This window comes from Staphylococcus caeli (assembly GCF_900097965.1).
GTDB lineage: Bacteria > Bacillota > Bacilli > Staphylococcales > Staphylococcaceae > Staphylococcus > Staphylococcus caeli.
The window spans coordinates 159,558-174,777 of sequence record NZ_FMPG01000002.1 but is presented as its reverse complement, the minus strand read 5'-3'; the positions used below and the strand labels follow the sequence as shown (position 1 = coordinate 174,777).

The window sequence follows — 15,220 nt, the reverse complement described above, 5'->3', positions numbered from 1 at the left end:
CTAAATATTGAAAGGAAGAAATTAAATGAAAAATAACTATATAACGAAAGTAGTGCTGTCAGTAGCGCTACTCGGATTAACAACTACAGCGGTAGAAGCTGCTGTAGATGCAAAGCAAACTACACCAGTAAAATACGACACTGTTCAAAGTTTGGATGCAAAAGTTATAGAAGCGAAGAAGGCAGTGAATACGTTCAAAAAAACGAGAACAATCAAAACACATAGAGCTGCACAAAAGGCGGTTAACAAAATTCATGGCCATGTTTCTGGACACTATGCACACGAAAAACAAAAACTACAGAAGCAAATCAATATTGTTTTAAAATACAATAAGCTTAAATAGTATATCCAAAAATGATGTGTGAAAATCCTCGCCAAAGCTTGGCAAGGATTTTTATATTACAAAAATGTCACATGTGCTTACTGATCTGTCACTTTTTACACAAAACATTTTTATGATTATATAATCATAAAATAAAAAAATATTACATTTTTTAATCAAGTTTTTGGAATTTAAAAGGAGTATAATTATGAGGGAAATAAGAAATGAAAAGTTTAGTATAAGGAAGTACAAATTAGGTGCATCTTCGGTATTATTAGGAACATTAATTTGGGGTGCTGGATATGCATCAGAATCAGCTTATGCATCTGAACAAGCTGAAATTGAAAATAAAACAGTACAAAGTGATAGCAAAGTAGTTGAGAGTGAGATAACGCCAACAGAAGCCAAAATTGATACTCAAAGTGAAAATTTGAAAGAAAGTCAAAGTAATGAATTTCAAAAAGAGTCATCATCTTTAGAAGGTAATGATAATGTTGGAAAATCTGTGGAAAATAAAATAGCTGTTAAAGAAGAAGTGGTAGAAAATACAGATATATCTGAAACAGCTAAAACAAATAATTTAGCAAATGAACATACAAATAAAAAAATAGTTGAACAATCACAAAATACTTTGACGAAAAAAGTCAGTGCTCAAGTACAAACATCAGCGTCGGTTGCGCAAGAAAAGCTACCTGCTAAAGTTACGGAAGGGCAAAGTGAACAGCCAGCAAATGTTCAAAGTGACGCTAATGACAAACGTAAAAAAGTGACTACAGATAAAACGAGTGATTCACCTAGAATAAACACTGCACAAGCACAATCAAAACCGTTGAGTAATAAGGAAGATAGTGAAAGTGTTAGCAACACAAAAGGTGTAGATGTGACGAATAAAGTTAGCGCTAAAGATGATTCACAAATAATAAGTGAAAATGTTGTGAATCCACATAGAGGCCAACGTAGCCAATTGAAATATAATTTAGCCTTTGAAAAAGGTATTAAGCCAGGTGATTACTTTGACTTCATGATTTCTAATAACGTGAACACTTATGGTGTTTCGGCTAGAAAAAAAGTACCAGATATTAAAAATGGTTCCATTGTCATGGCAACGGGGCAGTTGCTGGACAACGGTAAAATTAGGTATACATTCACTGATTATATAAAGGATAAAGTGAATGTGACAGCACAATTGAATTTAAACTTGTTTATTGATCCAAAAGTAGTTCAAAGAGACAGCCAACAAACAATAACATCTACATTAAATGGTAAAACGCTATCCAAAGAAATATATGTACAACATTTAAATGGTGTTAATAATGCAGGAGTTGGTGTTAACGGAGCAATTGAAACAATTGATAAAGAGCAGAGTAAGTTTAGTCATATAGCTTATATCAACACTCAAGGGAATACGATTCAAAGTGCTACGATAAATGGAAGAATTACGAATGGTTATACTACAAATGGTGTCATACCGACAGTTAAAGTGTATGAGTATATCGGTAGGGATAATCCACCACAAAGTGTATACGCGAATACAAATGATACAAGCATGTGGAAAGATGTAACTGAAGAAGTAAAACATATGTTGCAAATCGGAGAAAGTCAATATCAGTTACATTTCGATACGTTAAACAAACGTTATGCAATTCGATATGAAGGCATGTACCAAAGTGATGCACAAAACTTAAACTTCCAAACAAATATTTCTGGCTATCCTGAACATTATCCACATTATGCAGCTCATGCAACTTGGAACAATGGTTTAGTATTTTATCAAAATAATGCTAATGGTAATGGTGAAACAGAAATCATTGAAAATAATGATATTAATTGGGAAGAAGACACGTTGCCAGATGGTGAAAGTGGACATAATAATGGTGAGACGGAAGAAGAAGACAGCAAACCAATAGATTGGGAAGAAGGATCAGCATCAGATGGAGACAGCGGTCACAACAATGGTGAGACGGAAGAAGAAGACAGCAAACCAATAGATTGGGAAGAAGGATCAGCATCAGATGGAGACAGCGGTCACAACAATGGTGAGGCAGAGGAAGAAGACAGCAAACCAATAGATTGGGAAGAAGGATCAGCACCAGATGGAGACAGTGGTCAGAACAATGGTGAGACAGAGGAAGAAGACAGCAAACCAATAGATTGGGAAGAAAGATCAGCATCAGATGGAGACAGCGGTCAGAACAATGGTGAGACAGAGGAAGAAGACAGCAAACCAATAGATTGGGAAGAAAGATCAGCATCAGATGGAGACAGCGGTCACAACAATGGTGAGACGGAAGAAGAAGACAGCAAACCAATAGATTGGGAAGAAGGATCAGCATCAGATGGAGACAGCGGTCAGAACAATGGTGAGACAGAAGAAGAAGACAGCAAACCAATAGATTGGGAAGAAGGATCAGCATCAGATGGAGACAGCGGTCACAACAATGGTGAGACAGAGGAAGAAGACAGCAAACCAATAGATTGGGAAGAGGATACAACACCAGATGGAGATAACGGCCACAACAATAGTGAGACAGAGGAAGAAGACACTAAGCCTATAGATGATGAAAAGAAACCAGACGAAGACAAGACACCGGATGATAATGAGAAACCAGATGATGGCAAGAAGCGTGATGAAGATAATAATAGAATTATTAAACCTAATGGTAACAGTGCGCATACAAAAGATATAGAAGTGGAAAACATAAGTTACCAAAAAGTATCTAATCATAAAAAAGTGAAAATGAGTAATTCAAATCTACATTCTGATGAAAAATCACCACAACAAATGAAACATGCTAACGTAGAGCAAGTTAATGAATTACCAGCAACGGGTGAAAAATTACAGCATACAACATTGTTTGCAACGTTATTAGCGTTAATTGGTACGACATTACTATTTAACAGAAAAAGAAAAAATGCAAAATAGAATATATTTATTTGAAAAATGCAATACAGAGACCCATAAGAATTTTGTCTTTATATTATTTATTATAAATTAATGATTTCAAAATGTTACCCGAATGTTGAACTTCTAAGTTTAACATTCGGGGTATTTTTATATAGATGCATGATTGTAGTCTTAAAACAATTGAAATGGTAAGCTATTGCTAGGTTTAAGTAGTATCATTTCTAGGAGGAGATTGTTTTGAATATACAATCAGCTTGGTTGAATTTGCCAGTTAAAGATTTAAAAGCGAGTGCAACATTTTTTGAAAATATAGGATTTGCGATTAAACAAAATGAGGCAGTATTAGATAAAATGAGAGGCATTGAAACGGTCGATCACAAAATTATAATGTTGATTCAAAATGAACAATTTGAAAAAGTAGCACAACTAACAGATATTGGGAAAAATGAAGCGCTTGTTTCAGTTTCAGTATCAGAAACAGCAGAAGTAGATACTTTATTAGACCTTGTTGAAAAGGCAGGAGGTAAAGTTATACAAAGAGGCACGAAACATGAAGGGTACTATGGTGGTTTATTTAGCGACATCGATGGACATTTATTCAATGTCATTGCAATGTAGTAAACATTCCAAAACATGTAAGTCTAAAACAAAAGTGTCCATTATATAAAATAAAACTCAATTTCATCATCAACTTTGTCACTTTTATTAAGTAACAAGGGATGTGAAATTGAGTTTTTTAATTTAATTTACGATAAGTACAGGTATGCTAATATTACTTGCAATTTTATGAGTTACATTTCCTAAGATATTTTTAATATCTGATTTTTTTCGGGTATTACTCATCACAATAATATCGTAATTGTTTGCTTTCACTTCAGATAGAATAGATTGTTTTATATAACCAGTGCTAAATTTAACTTCAACTTTTAAACCGAGTTGTTCAAGTTCTTGTACGAAAGGTTTGAGTTGTTCGTTTTTTTCTTTAGCTAAATCTTCAAAATGTTTATTATCGTAACGCACAGATGCTTCTAAATCACTTTCTGGAATGACATTGAAGATTGTAACTTCTGCCTCATCATTACCAGCAATTAAATTGTTCAGTTCTTTTGGAACATTGTTGAATGAATTGTCAAAATCGTAAGCGAGTAAAATTTTATTATACATCGTAGCGCCTCCTTTTTGTTTCTATACCCGTTTCGAATTAAAATAATAGTTTGAATGAATCTTAAATGAATTGAATATAAAAAGGGACACAATATGTACATAATTATTTTACATCTAATCCAATAATATCTTTAACACTATTGTAACCATTAGATTTTAGGTAGCTTGCAAGTTGTTTGTTTAACTTTTTAGTTAAACCAGGTCCTTCAAAGACTAAAGAACTATATATTTGAACAAGTGAAGCACCGTGACGAAGCATTGTTATGACATCAGATGTATCGAAAATACCGCCAGTACCAATAATTAAAAATTGACCTTTTGTTTGTTTATAAGCATAGGAAATCAACTCAAGATTTCGTTCAAATAATGGCTTGCCACTGAGGCCACCTGTTTCTACACGATTGTCTGATTGCAAGTCTTCACGTTTTTGAGTCGTATTGGCTAATATGATGCCATCAAATGTTTGTGTAATAGGCTCAAGCATGTGACCTAATCCCTCTAATGATAAATCTGAAGTTAATTTTATGAAAATAGGGACGTTAAGTGACTCTTTATCTTTAAAGTTTTGAATTGCCTTACATAATTGTGAAAATTCATCTTTATCATGGAAACTTTGTAAATTCTCGGTATTAGGTGAACTTATGTTAACTGTGAAGAAAGAAACGTCATTTTTAAAAGTTGAGATGACTTTAATATAATCTTCATAGCGTGCTTCATAAGGTGTTGCTTTGTTAACACCTACATTTAAACCAATAGGTGTTTGGTAACTATATTTACGCAAGTTACTTAAAGCTTTGTTCATGCCTAAATTATTGAATCCCATACGATTAATTAGAGCATAATCTTCAATTAAACGATACATTCGTGGTTTTGGATTGCCAGGTTGTGGTTTAGGTGTAATGCCACCCAGTTCAAGCGCACCAAATCCTGCTTTTTCAAGTGCTTTTGGTACTTCACAAGATTTATCAAAGCCAGCAGCCAGTCCAATTGGATTATCGAAAGAAATACCATGGATTTGTTGTTGAAGTACTGGATTTTCATAATGAAACATTTGTCTAATGACGGGAAGGAATATTGGATATTTTTGAGTAAGTTTCAGGGCATCGATGGTCATACCATGTGCTTTTTCTGGATCAAGTTGAAATAAGATTGGTTTGATGAGTTTATACATATGATTATCGCTCCATTTGTTAAATTGAATTAATAGTAAAAGCTTTTAATACGTGTTGCTTAATCAATTTTAAAAATGCAAATTGAAAATGATGTCCTTAATAGACTAGCATTTTACATAATCATTGCCTAGAGCAAAACGACATGTTTTATAGAAGTTTCACAGAATGATTTTTCATAAATGAAGTGATTAAGTAGCTAAGTATAAGGAAATAGTGATATATAGATTATTTTATAGTTAAATAGGAGGGATTGAATATGAATTCAGCATGGCAGGAACACTTACCGTTGCAACATATTAAGTCGATTTCACCGGTAAGTGGTGGTGATGTTAATGAAGCATTTCGTGTTGAAACGGATGATGATATTTATTTTTTACTAGTACAGCGTCAGAGATCGGATTCCTTTTATGCGGCTGAGATAGAAGGACTAAATTTATTTGAAAGGGCTAATATAACGGCGCCTAAAGTAATAGATAGTGGTGTTATTGAAGAAGACGCTTATTTATTATTAACTTTTTTAGATGAAGGTGTTTCCGGTAGTCAAAAAGCTTTGGGCGAACTAGTTGCACATATGCATCGTCAATATCAACCAAATCAGCAATTTGGTTTTGATTTGCCTTATGAAGGTGGCGACATTTCCTTTGATAACCAGTGGACAGATAGTTGGATAGTTTTATTTGTAGAAAAAAGGTTGGATAAACTTAAAGAACGACTATCTCAACTTGGTTTGTGGACTGAAGACGACCTTGCCAAGTATGAAACTACACGCAAAGTAATTGTGCATGAACTTGAAAATCATGACAGTGAGCCGTCATTATTACATGGTGATTTATGGGGTGGCAATTACATGTTTCTTACGGATGGTTCACCTGCACTATTTGATCCGGCACCATTATATGGCGATAGGGAGTTTGATATAGGTATAACTACTGTGTTTGGTGGTTTTACAGAAGCATTTTATGATGCATATCATGAAGTTTATCCTATGTGTGAGGGTGTAGAAAGGCGATTGGAATTTTATAGACTCTACTTATTAATGGTACATTTAGTGAAGTTTGGTAGTATGTACGCAAGTAGTGTGTCACGTTCAATGCAACAAATAATAGATGATGACCCAAATGAATAGTCATTAAAGATATTAAGCTAGGACAAGATATTTGTTCTAGCTTTTTTGTTGTTCTATGGTTATTGAAGTTTTGGATATAACCAATTGAGCTAAATTAGTAAATAAATTTTATTACAGTTTAATATCTATAACATTAAATTAAATAAGGCATAATAAATCATTTGATTATTTTCACAAAATTCTTTAAATTAAAAAGAACAAATAAATTTTAGTGGAGGTTATTTATGATTTTAAGAAAAATATTTGGTGGTATAGCATTGATGATACTCTTGTTGGTATCTGCCTTACCATTAAGTACACAGACTGTGACTGCAGCACGAAACAATACAGTAAATAAACCAATGCCAAGAGTTGTATTGCCTAATGAAGATCGTACACAAATTCAAGAGACGACAAGTGGCCATTACCAATCTGTAGGATACATCAATATTGGTAACAAGATTGCTACAGGTGTTGTAATTGATAAGAATACGGTTTTAACCAATAAGCATGTTGCCAATGGATCGAACGGTAATATGACATTTGCACCTGCAGCTAAAGATGAAAATACGTTCCCTTATGGTACTTTTACTGAAAAAGAAGTAAAAGCTTATCCAGGAAATGAAGATATTGTCATTGTTCATTTTAATGAAAATGAAGCAGGTCAATCAATAGGTGATGTGGTACAAACTGCTACTATTAAAGATGCAGCTGACGTTACTAAAGATGCACCAATTACAGTGACGGGTTATCCTGGCGATAAAGCATTAGCTACAATGTGGGAAAGTAAAGGGGCTGTACTGGAGAATAACGGTACACAATTTACATATAACGCAAGTACATTTGGTGGTAATTCTGGATCACCTGTATTTAATAGCAGTAACGAAGTGATTGGTATTCATCAAGGTGGCATTGAAGGTGAGAGTAATAGCGCCGTAGCCATATCAGGAGAAGTATTAAATTTTATTAATGAAAATAGAAGCTAAATAAAAATTTGAGTAGGAAAAAAGCATTACAATTTAATCTTAATCGCGATTTAACAATCCATCTCAATGTCATATAATTATGATAGAGGTGGATTGTTTAGTTTAAAAGTTTTAATCAAAACGATAAATTTAAATGAATGATAATATAAATACAAATAATCCTCCTTTGTTTATCATACATAGCGAATCATATAAAAAATGATTTCATAGAATGGAGTGAAACTTATGGGTAAAAAAAATAATTATGGATTGCGATCCAGGACATGATGATGCCATTGCGTTAATTCTTGCTGGTGCTAAGCACAGTGCACTTGAAATATTAGCTGTAACTACTGTAGCCGGTAATCAATCTGTAGAAAAAAATACTAAAAATGCATTAAATATTTTAGAAGTAATGGGAAGAAAGGATATTGGTGTATCTGTTGGAGCAACGCGACCTTTAATAAAGCCAGCCTCGTTTGCTGCTCAAATTCATGGCGATACAGGCTTAGATGGTCCTAAGCTACCTGAAGTTCCAACTTTAAAGCCAACTGCTAAACATGCTGTTGATACGATTATTGAAAGTTTAAAGCAGAGTACGGAACCCGTCACAATTGTGGCGACGGGCCCACTTACAAATATAGCGACTGCATTGATTAAAGAGCCGAGCATTACGCAATACATTGAATCTATTACGATTATGGGCGGCGGTACATTCGGTAATTGGACACCTACAGCCGAATTTAATATTTGGGTCGATGCAGAAGCGGCAACACGTGTATTCGACAGTGGTGTGCCGATAAATGTGTTTGGATTAGATGTGACGCATCAAGTATTGGCAACAGACGAAGTGATTCAACGTTTTGCAAAAATTGAAAATCCAATTGCACGATTTGTAGTTGAATTACTGACATTTTTTAAATCTACGTATAAAACGCATTTTAATATGGATGGAGGTCCGATACACGATGCCTGTACAATACTTTATTTATTAAAGCCCGAGCTCTTTACGATGCAACACACGCATATCGACATTGAGCATCAAAGTGCATTAACGTATGGCACGATGGTTGTTGATTTAAGTAATGTGTTGCAAAAAGAAAATAATGCTTATTTTGCAACAGCTGTTGATGTGCCGAAAGTATGGGATTTGATAGAAAATATTTTGGAGAGCTATGCACAGTAAAATGTATTGATTACATAATGCCATATTAAAAGCGCTGAAAGATTGCTTGTGTACAACTAAAGTATGACTGTTTTTCAAAACGTATTGTTAGAGATTTTCCACTATAAAAAGTATACTTAAAAGCCAATACTTTAAATATTAAAAGGTGATTCAAATAGTGAAAAAGACAATGAAATGGATTATCTTTCTACTCATTTTAATCATTCCATTAACATGGTTGGCATTGAATATAAACAATATTCAAGAACACATTAACGATTCATTTACGGAACAAAATGACAATGAAGGTAATCATCGAATAAGTGAATTTTTAAAGGGCAGTCGGGAAACGGAAAATTTTGGAGAGTACGAATTTAGTGATTTTGACAGTAAACACTATGGCATTGATTATCATTTGCCAGAAGATACCCCGATACAAGCAGCGACAGACGGTACAGTGACACGAACATTTAATAATGATTTAGGTGGCAAAGTTGTACAAATATCTGAACCAAATGGTCAATATCATCAATGGTATATGCATCTGAATGACTTTAAAGTCAAAGTAGGCGATGAAGTTCAAGCAGGGGATACAATTGCATTATCTGGTAATACTGGAGAACAAACGACAGGAGCGCATTTACATTTCCAACGTATGCGTGGCGGTGTCGGTAACACATATGCAATTGATCCGGCTAAATTTATAGATGAGTTACCAGAAGGTGAGAAAAGTTTATATCAATTAGAAAAGTGAACATAGATCAGTCAGGTGTAAACTATCATTCAACATAATGTTGGATGATAGTTTATATATGTGTAAGTTTTGGAAAATGTCTTTAATGAGTAATCCTATTTGTAATGGAAGAAAAAATACAAAATAAATATTCTGAAAATTAAGAAAATGTGATATAGTAATATTCTATTTCAACTTAGGGGGTACTTCAATGATTAAAGTGAGTCCAAAACAATTTTTATACAATGTATTATCTGGGGTAGCAATTGTTATCGTTGCAGGGTTAATTCCTAATGCAATATTAGGTGAATTATTTAAATTATTTGCGCCTAAATATTCTATATTTGCGACATTACTTCAAATCGTTGAAAGTATTCAATTCACAGTACCGATACTAGTGGGTACTTTGATAGCTATGCGATTTAAACTGTCGCCATTAGCAACAGCAGTTGTAGCAAGTTCAGCATTTGTTGGAAGTGGTGTAGCACAATTTAAAGACGGTACATGGGTTATTGCAGGTGTTGGTGATTTAATCAATACAATGATTACTGCTGCAATTGCAGTATTTTTAATATTAATAGTAGGAGAACGGTTCGGTAGTTTAACGCTAATAATACTACCGACATTTGTAGGTGTGTTTGCTAGTTTAATTGGTGTACTAATGTTGCCATACATAAAAATGATTACTACAGGCATTGGTAATCTAGTTAATTCCTTTACAGAATTACAGCCAGTCTTAATGTCGATGCTGATTGCACTTGTATTTAGCTTTATTATAATTTCACCTATTTCAACTGTTGCTACGGCACTAGCTATAGGAATCAGTGGGTTAGCTGCAGGTTCGGCTTCACTAGGTATCGTTGCGTGTGAAGGTGTGCTCGTTGCAGGTACATTAAAGATAAATAGAGCAGGTGTCCCCATCACCATCTTTTTAGGTGGCGTTAAAATGATGATCCCTAATATGGTAAGACATCCAATTATTTTATTACCAATTTTTACGAATGCTTTAATTACAGGTTTAGTAGGCGCGTTTATTGGTATTGGTGGGACAAAAGAATCGGCTGGATTCGGTATTATCGGTTTAATTGGTCCAATTAGTGCATATAAATTTATGGAACATTCCATCTTGTTGAATCTGGTTTTTGTATTTATAGCATTCTTTTTAGTGCCGTTTTTAATGGGATATTTGATTAATGTATTTTATATGAAGGTATTGAAATTATATGATAGAGAAATATTCAAATTCTTAGCGTAAAATAACACAAATAGAATAAAACGTTTGTCACATTTTGTAATAAAGTAGAAGAGCGCAATATGATGATTTACAATGAGAAGAAGTATAAAAGGCCACAAATGGGTGGTCTTTTATATTTTTCAACAAAAAAATTTACAAATCTTACCCCAAAATATAATTTTTTTGTCTTTTGAAAATATTACAATTATGTAACAAAAATGAATATTGTAATATTTCAAACCGTAAATATAGATTGGAAATACTCGCCTTAAAAGTCTAGACAACAATATTTAGTGCAATTTATATTGTGTTAATGTGAATATAAAAGCGTAACAAAACAAAACAATTAGATGTCAATGTTACAAACGAGCATTTGATTTGTAACGTTTTGTTAAGGAAGTGTAATATAACTGCCTTGAATTTATGGTATATTATTTGTGGCGAAAAGCTAAGAGAAAAATTACAAACGAAAATTAGCACATACGATAAATAATTTAATGAAAAATATAACTTAAACTAAAAAGATATTAATTGGAGGATTTTTTAATTATGAAGAAATCAATTTTAGCATCATCATTAGCAGTAGCATTAGGTGTAACAGGATATGTAGCAACAGCTGACAACAATGAAGCGCATGCATCAGAATCAAACGTTGATTACGCACATTTAGCTGATTTAGCTCAAAACAACCCAGAAGCATTAAACGAAAAACCATTACACGCTGGTGCATATAACTATGACTTCGTATACAATGGCTTTGAGTATAGCTTCACTTCAAACGGTCAAACTTGGTCATGGAACTACCAAGCAACTGGTGCTCAAAATTCAATCCAAGACGTAGCTGCTCAAGCATCTACTAATACTAATGAAACTTCAGCTAACGAAGTTGCAACTCAACAACAATCAAGCAACACAGAAGTAGCTGCAGTTGAAGCTCCTAAAGCTTCATCTAACTCAAACGTACAAACTGCACAAACAAGTGCTGCAGTTCAAACTTATAAAGCTGCACAATCATCAGCAGCATCAACTGGTGGATCAGTTAAAGCTCAATTCTTAGCTGCTGGTGGTACAGAAGCTATGTGGAGTTCAATCGTTATGCCTGAATCAGGTGGTAACCCTAACGCAGTTAACCCAGCAGGTTACAGTGGTTTAGGTCAAACAATGGAATCATGGGGTACTGGTTCAGTATCTTCACAAACTAAAGGTATGTTAAACTATGCGCAAAACCGTTATGGTTCAATCGACGCAGCTATAGCTTTCCGTGCTTCACACGGTTGGTGGTAGGATTTATAGCACTAAACATAGTGGTTTAGTGGTATAGATTAAGAGTAACTCATTATGAGTTACTCTTTTTTTGCGTATTTATAGCAATTGACAAGTTTGAATATTCTGATAAAATTAATTGTAATTTAAAAGATAATCTTATCAAGAGCAGTTGAGTGTATTTGCCAGATAATGCTTCAGCAACAGACTTAAATGTTAAGTTCTGTGCTTCGGCCAACACGGGCATATACTTGAAAGATAGGTAACATACAGGAAACTGAGACATAAATAGGTGTCTCAGATTTTTACAATTAGGCAGTAGATGAATCAATTGAAAATATAAAGTCTCACTGCTTTAATTTATTAAGTTAGTGAGACTTATGCATGAGCGTCAGCTCAGGTAAACATTTCAATTCTAGTCATCTTTGCTGGAGTGGGACTACGGAATCTCTATTAGAGGATTTGATTTCTGTGCCACTCCTTTTTTATTAAGGAGGATTTTATGGTTATTTCAGATAGATTAGCACAGATTCCAGACAGTTATTTTGGAAAAACAATGGGACAAAAAGTTGAACATGGACCTTTACCACTTATTAATATGGCAGTAGGCATTCCTGATGGTGAGACACCTAAAGGGATTATCGATTGTTTCGCGGAGGCATTACGTGAACCTAGCAATCAAAAGTATGGTGCGTTTCATGGGAAGGAGACATTTAAACAGGCAATTGTTGATTTTTATAAAAGACAATTTGAAGTGTCATTAGACCCAGAAGACGAGGTGTGTATTTTATATGGGACGAAGAATGGATTGGTAGGATTGCCGACATGTATTGTTAATCCGGGTGAGAATGTACTTTTGCCAGATCCTGGTTATACAGATTATAAAGCAGGTGTGTTATTAGCAGATGCACGGCCACAATCACTCGTATTAGAACCGCCTTACTATTTACCGCAATGGGACAAAGTGAATCGAGATATTTTGCAGAATACGAAACTTGTTTATTTAACTTATCCTAATAATCCAACTGGATCTGTAGCGACACATGCGGTGTTTGACGAAGCAATTGCTCAATTTAAAGGCACTAAGACTAAAATAGTTCATGATTTTGCGTATAGTGCTTTTGGTTTTGATGAGAAAAATCCAAGTATCTTACAATCAGAAGATGCAAAAGATCTTGCGATTGAAGTATTTTCATTATCAAAAGGCTATAACATGTCTGGTTTTAGAGTGGGATTTGCTGTTGGTAATAAAGACATCATTCAAGCAATGAAAAAATATCAATCCCATACCCATGCTGGGATGTTTGGCGCATTGCAAGATGCAGCAGCCTATGCATTAAATCATTACGACAGTTTTTTAGATAAACAAAATGAGACATTTAAACGTCGTAGAGATATGTTTGAAGCGAAATTGAAAGCGGCGAATATACCTTTTGAACCTATGAAAGGCGGTATCTTTTTATGGTTACATACACCGCCAACATATGATGGAGAGGCGTTTGTACAATACTTATTACAAAAACAATCTATCCTAGTAGCGCCAGGTATACCATTTGGTGAACATGGCAAAAACTTTGTACGAATTTCATTAGCTGTAGATGATGCATCATTGGAAACAGCAGTACAGAGAATTCAAGATTTGAAACATCTTTATGCATAAAAATTATTGAAGGAGCGAGTTACTATGACCAGTATCAAATTATTTGGCGTAAGAAATGAAGATATTCCTTATATTGAAAAGTGGGCTTCTAAAAATAATGTACAAGTAGATTTAGATGAAGATTTGTTAAATGAAGATACGGTAGATAGAGTCAAAGGGTTTGATGGTGTATCAATATCACAACAAATTCCGTTGGCGGAAAGTGTATATAGAAAGTTACATGAATTTGGTATTAAACAAATTGCGCAGCGTAGTGCTGGTTTTGACATCTATGATTTTGACTTGGCTGAAAAGTATCAACTAGTAATTAGTAATGTACCATCATATTCACCGCATTCAATCGCAGAATATACCGTTTCACAAGCTTTGAACCTTGTACGTAACTATAATGATATTCAACAGAAGACTCAGGCATATGATTTCAGATGGCAGCCAGCGATATTATCGCGTTCAATTAGAGATTTAAAGGTTGCAGTGATTGGTACAGGACGCATTGGTGCAATTGTGGCTAAAATCTTTGCGCAAGGATTTGATGCGGAAGTAGTGGCCTATGATGTTGTGCCTAACGAGGATTATCGAGCATTTTTAACATATGCTGAGAGCATTCCTGAAGCGATTAAAGATGCAGATATTGTCACGGTACATATCCCTGCTAGTAAAGAGAATGACTATTTATTTGATGAAACTTTATTTAGTCAATTTAAAAAAGGTTCAGTATTTGTGAATTGTGCTAGAGGTACGATTGTGAAAACGAGTGCGCTAATAAAAGCATTAGATGAAGGTATTATTAAAGGTGCTGCATTAGATACGTACGAAGGTGAAAAAGGACTGTTTCCAAGTGACCAACGTAATACAGAATTAGCCGATGATGTTTTGAAACAATTAATAGAACGCCAAGACGTGATTGTTTCGCCGCATATTGCATTTTATACAGATGCTGCAGTAGAGAACTTGATTGTCGATGCATTAGATGCAACGATGGATGTACTTCAGACAGGTGATACAGCATTACGTGTGAATTAATAAAGCATTAAATTAAAAGTCATTGTTTTATTTGTAGATAAATGAAACGCACGTTGACATTATTTTCATTAAATCCAATTAATAGAGAAAAATAATGCGGAAATACCACTGATTTTCAATTAGGGTTTTCACTTTTTTTCAACTTTATTTAAAGCTATGTGTTGGTATATTTTCAAGGTGTATAATATTTTAGTCGCCGAACTCTCAGGCGTTATTTTAACGTAGAGGGGAGGTGTATTTGAATGTTTGAAACTTTGTTTCAAATTGCAACCGCAGCCATAAGTGGTTGCATCGTTACATGGTTTGCGCATTGGCTAAGCAAACATGACGATCATAAGACAGGCGACTAGCCAACACCTAAAAAAACCCCCTCACTATTCAGAGTAGTGAGGGGGTTTGGTGTATTAATGTTTGAAACTTTGTTGATAATATTATAGCACGATGGTGAGCAATATGCAAAATAAAATTGGTAATATTACATTAAAAAGATGGGCTGAATGGTCCTAATA

Annotated in this window: 14 protein-coding genes; 12 read left to right on the top strand and 2 right to left on the bottom strand. The window is 34.2% G+C overall.

Annotation, left to right across the window (positions count from 1 at the left end; genetic code table 11):
* The first annotated feature begins 25 nt into the window (after nucleotides 1-25).
* From BJS11_RS03730 to BJS11_RS03720, 3 genes are all read left to right on the top strand, one after another.
* On the top strand, nucleotides 26-343 hold the full coding sequence (locus tag BJS11_RS03730; protein ID WP_069994591.1) for a fibrinogen-binding protein: 318 nt from the start codon (nucleotides 26-28) through the stop codon (nucleotides 341-343).
* A gap of 187 nt (nucleotides 344-530) precedes the next feature.
* Entirely contained in the window at nucleotides 531-3,245 is a 2,715-nt protein-coding gene (locus BJS11_RS03725; protein ID WP_069994590.1) for an Ig-like domain-containing protein, read from the top strand.
* Nucleotides 3,246-3,464: 219 nt separating this feature from the next.
* On the top strand, nucleotides 3,465-3,845 hold the full coding sequence (locus BJS11_RS03720; RefSeq protein WP_069994589.1) for a VOC family protein: 381 nt from the start codon (nucleotides 3,465-3,467) through the stop codon (nucleotides 3,843-3,845).
* Nucleotides 3,846-3,968: 123 nt separating this feature from the next.
* Here BJS11_RS03720 and BJS11_RS03715 read toward each other — a convergent pair whose 3' ends face one another.
* Nucleotides 3,969-4,391, bottom strand: coding sequence for a universal stress protein (locus BJS11_RS03715; protein WP_069994588.1), 423 nt, complete (start codon nucleotides 4,389-4,391; stop codon nucleotides 3,969-3,971).
* Between the two features lie 103 nt (nucleotides 4,392-4,494).
* A complete protein-coding gene (locus tag BJS11_RS03710; RefSeq protein ID WP_069994587.1) occupies nucleotides 4,495-5,562 on the bottom strand; it encodes a quinone-dependent dihydroorotate dehydrogenase in 1,068 nt (355 codons plus the stop codon).
* Nucleotides 5,563-5,819: 257 nt separating this feature from the next.
* Between BJS11_RS03710 and BJS11_RS03705 the strand changes: the two genes are divergently transcribed.
* From BJS11_RS03705 to BJS11_RS13535, 9 genes are all read left to right on the top strand, one after another.
* Entirely contained in the window at nucleotides 5,820-6,689 is an 870-nt protein-coding gene (locus BJS11_RS03705; RefSeq protein ID WP_069994586.1) for a fructosamine kinase family protein, read from the top strand.
* Nucleotides 6,690-6,913: 224 nt separating this feature from the next.
* Nucleotides 6,914-7,654: a trypsin-like serine peptidase gene (locus tag BJS11_RS03700; protein WP_069994585.1), complete on the top strand. Its 741-nt coding sequence runs from the start codon at nucleotides 6,914-6,916 to the stop codon at nucleotides 7,652-7,654.
* Nucleotides 7,655-7,898: 244 nt separating this feature from the next.
* Complete coding sequence (locus BJS11_RS03695; protein WP_069994584.1) at nucleotides 7,899-8,819, top strand: nucleoside hydrolase; 921 nt, start codon at nucleotides 7,899-7,901, stop codon at nucleotides 8,817-8,819.
* A gap of 157 nt (nucleotides 8,820-8,976) precedes the next feature.
* Nucleotides 8,977-9,552, top strand: coding sequence for a M23 family metallopeptidase (locus tag BJS11_RS03690; RefSeq protein WP_069994583.1), 576 nt, complete (start codon nucleotides 8,977-8,979; stop codon nucleotides 9,550-9,552).
* A 190-nt stretch (nucleotides 9,553-9,742) separates the two neighbouring features.
* Nucleotides 9,743-10,786, top strand: coding sequence for a PTS sugar transporter subunit IIC (locus BJS11_RS03685; RefSeq protein ID WP_069994582.1), 1,044 nt, complete (start codon nucleotides 9,743-9,745; stop codon nucleotides 10,784-10,786).
* 528 nt (nucleotides 10,787-11,314) lie between these two features.
* Nucleotides 11,315-12,049: an aggregation-promoting factor C-terminal-like domain-containing protein gene (locus BJS11_RS03680; RefSeq protein ID WP_069994581.1), complete on the top strand. Its 735-nt coding sequence runs from the start codon at nucleotides 11,315-11,317 to the stop codon at nucleotides 12,047-12,049.
* Between the two features lie 481 nt (nucleotides 12,050-12,530).
* A complete protein-coding gene (locus BJS11_RS03675; protein WP_069994580.1) occupies nucleotides 12,531-13,688 on the top strand; it encodes an aminotransferase class I/II-fold pyridoxal phosphate-dependent enzyme in 1,158 nt (385 codons plus the stop codon).
* Between the two features lie 24 nt (nucleotides 13,689-13,712).
* Entirely contained in the window at nucleotides 13,713-14,711 is a 999-nt protein-coding gene (locus BJS11_RS03670) for a D-lactate dehydrogenase (protein WP_069994579.1), read from the top strand.
* A 242-nt stretch (nucleotides 14,712-14,953) separates the two neighbouring features.
* A complete protein-coding gene (locus BJS11_RS13535) occupies nucleotides 14,954-15,061 on the top strand; it encodes a type I toxin-antitoxin system Fst family toxin (RefSeq protein ID WP_142351554.1) in 108 nt (35 codons plus the stop codon).
* The last annotated feature ends 159 nt before the right edge of the window (nucleotides 15,062-15,220 follow it).